The organism is Burkholderia sp. KCJ3K979 (assembly GCF_016759955.1).
Taxonomy (GTDB): Bacteria; Pseudomonadota; Gammaproteobacteria; order Burkholderiales; family Burkholderiaceae; genus Burkholderia; species Burkholderia orbicola.
This window is the reverse complement of sequence record NZ_JACFYV010000405.1, coordinates 1-1,904: the sequence shown is the minus strand read 5'-3', so window position 1 is coordinate 1,904 and position 1,904 is coordinate 1. Positions and strand designations below refer to the sequence as shown.

The 1,904-nt window shown below is 61.5% G+C and carries 2 protein-coding genes; one reads left to right on the top strand and one right to left on the bottom strand.

Annotated elements, in window-relative coordinates:
- Positions 1–21: 21 nt before the first annotated feature.
- A complete protein-coding gene (locus H3O04_RS35190) occupies positions 22–783 on the bottom strand; it encodes an ABC transporter permease (RefSeq protein WP_011547075.1) in 762 nt (253 codons plus the stop codon).
- 89 nt (positions 784–872) lie between these two features.
- On the opposite strand from H3O04_RS35190, the gene H3O04_RS35185 reads away from it, so the two are divergent.
- A partial coding sequence (locus H3O04_RS35185; RefSeq protein WP_202589500.1) for an RNA-guided endonuclease InsQ/TnpB family protein occupies positions 873–1,904 on the top strand: 1,032 nt, incomplete at its 3' end.

The following is a 1,904-nucleotide window of genomic DNA, read 5'->3' as shown; positions in this document are numbered from 1 at the left end:
GGCGCGTGACGCCCGCCGGCGTCAATTCTTCAGCTTGTAGCCGGTGCGGAACATCCACGCGACGATCGCGAGCAGGATCACGAGGAACAGCGCGGTCGCGGCGAGGCTGATCCACACGTGCACGTCGGCGATCCCGTAGAACGACCAGCGAAAGCCGCTGATCAGGTAGACGATCGGGTTGAACAGCGTGACGACGCGCCACGCGGGCGGCAGCATGTCGACCGAATAGAAGCTGCCGCCGAGGAACGTGAGCGGCGTGATGATCAGCAGCGGCACGAGCTGCAGCTTCTCGAAGCTGTCGGCCCAGATGCCGATCACGAAGCCGAACAGGCTGAACGTGACGGCCGTCAGCACCAGGAACAGCACCATCCAGAACGGATGCAGGATGTGCAGCGGCACGAACAGGCCGGCCGTGGCGAGGATGATCACGCCGAGCAGGATCGACTTCGACGCGGCCGCGCCGACGTACGCGATCACGATCTCCCAGTACGACACGGGCGCGGACAGGATCTCGTAGATCGTGCCGGTGAAGCGCGGGAAGTAGATGCCGAACGACGCGTTCGAGATGCTCTGCGACAGCAGCGACAGCATCACGAGGCCCGGCACGATGAACGACCCGTAGCCGATGCCGTTCACGTCGCTGATGCGCGAGCCGATCGCGGAGCCGAACACGACGAAATACAGCGACGTCGAGATTACCGGCGCGATGATGCTCTGCATCAGCGTGCGGCGCGTGCGGGCCATTTCTGCGCGGTAGATCGCGCGAATTCCTTGCCAGTTCATCAGTTGCTCCGAGAAACCCCGTCCTTCAGGACGGGGAGGAAAGGATTGCTGTTGACAGACAGCTTCTTCCACGGGTTAGGATCACCGGCATGATTCTTGTCTATCGCTACCGGGTGAAATCGCTCAACGGACTGCTCAACAAGCAGAGCCGCGCGGTGAACTACGTCTGGAACTTCTGCAACGACACGCAGAAGCACGCGCTCAAGTGGGGCAAGAAGTGGCCGACGGGATTCGACCTGAACGTGCTGACGACCGGCAGCAGCAAGGCGCTCGGCATCCACTCCGGCACGATTAACGCGACGTGTGAGCAATATGCGAACTCGCGCAGTCAGCACCGTCGGCCCTACCTGCGCTATCGCGGCAGGAAATCGCTGGGCTGGGTGCCGCTGAAGGGCCGTGACCTGAAGCGCGAGGGTGACGCGTTCCGTTTCGCCGGCAACACGTTTCGCGTGTTCAACAGCCGACCGCTTCCCGAAGGCAAGATCAAGGACGGCACCAACTTTGCACAGGATGCACGCGGCAACTGGTTTCTCAACATCGTGATCGAGATGCCCGATGTGCAGGCTCGTCCGATCCGTTCCGGTGTCGGCATCGATCTCGGCCTGAAAGACTTCGCCACACTTTCGACCGGCGAGAAGCTGCCAAATGACCGGTTCGGTCGACAAGCGGCGGAGAAGCTGGGGAAAGCTCAGCGGGCGCGAAAGCACAAACGACATATCGCGAAGCTGCACGCCAAGGTCGCGAATGCCCGTGCCGATTTCCAGCACAAGCTCGCGCTCGATCTCGTGCGGCGTTTCGATTACATCGCAATCGGCAACGTGTCGGCCGTCAAACTTGCCAGAACCAGGATGGCGAAAAGCGTCTACGACGCGTCCTGGTCGTCGTTCCGAAACAAGCTCCGCTACAAAGCGATCGCGCACGGAGCCACGTTTGAGGAAGTCGACGAAAGGGGTTCCACCCAGTCCTGTTCGGCGTGCGGGTCGCAAGACAGCACGACGCGGCCGAAAGGTATCGCGGGACTGCGAATAAGAGAGTGGGCCTGTAGTGACTGTGGTGCCGAGCATGATCGAGATACCAACGCTGCATTGAACATTCTCCGATGCGGACGTGCATCGCCAGGG

What these genes read in the sequence shown, in the direction of transcription:
- H3O04_RS35190 (WP_011547075.1), bottom strand. Translation starts at nt 783, where the DNA reads ATGAACTGGCAAGGAATTCGCGCGATCTACCGCGCAGAAATGGCCCGC.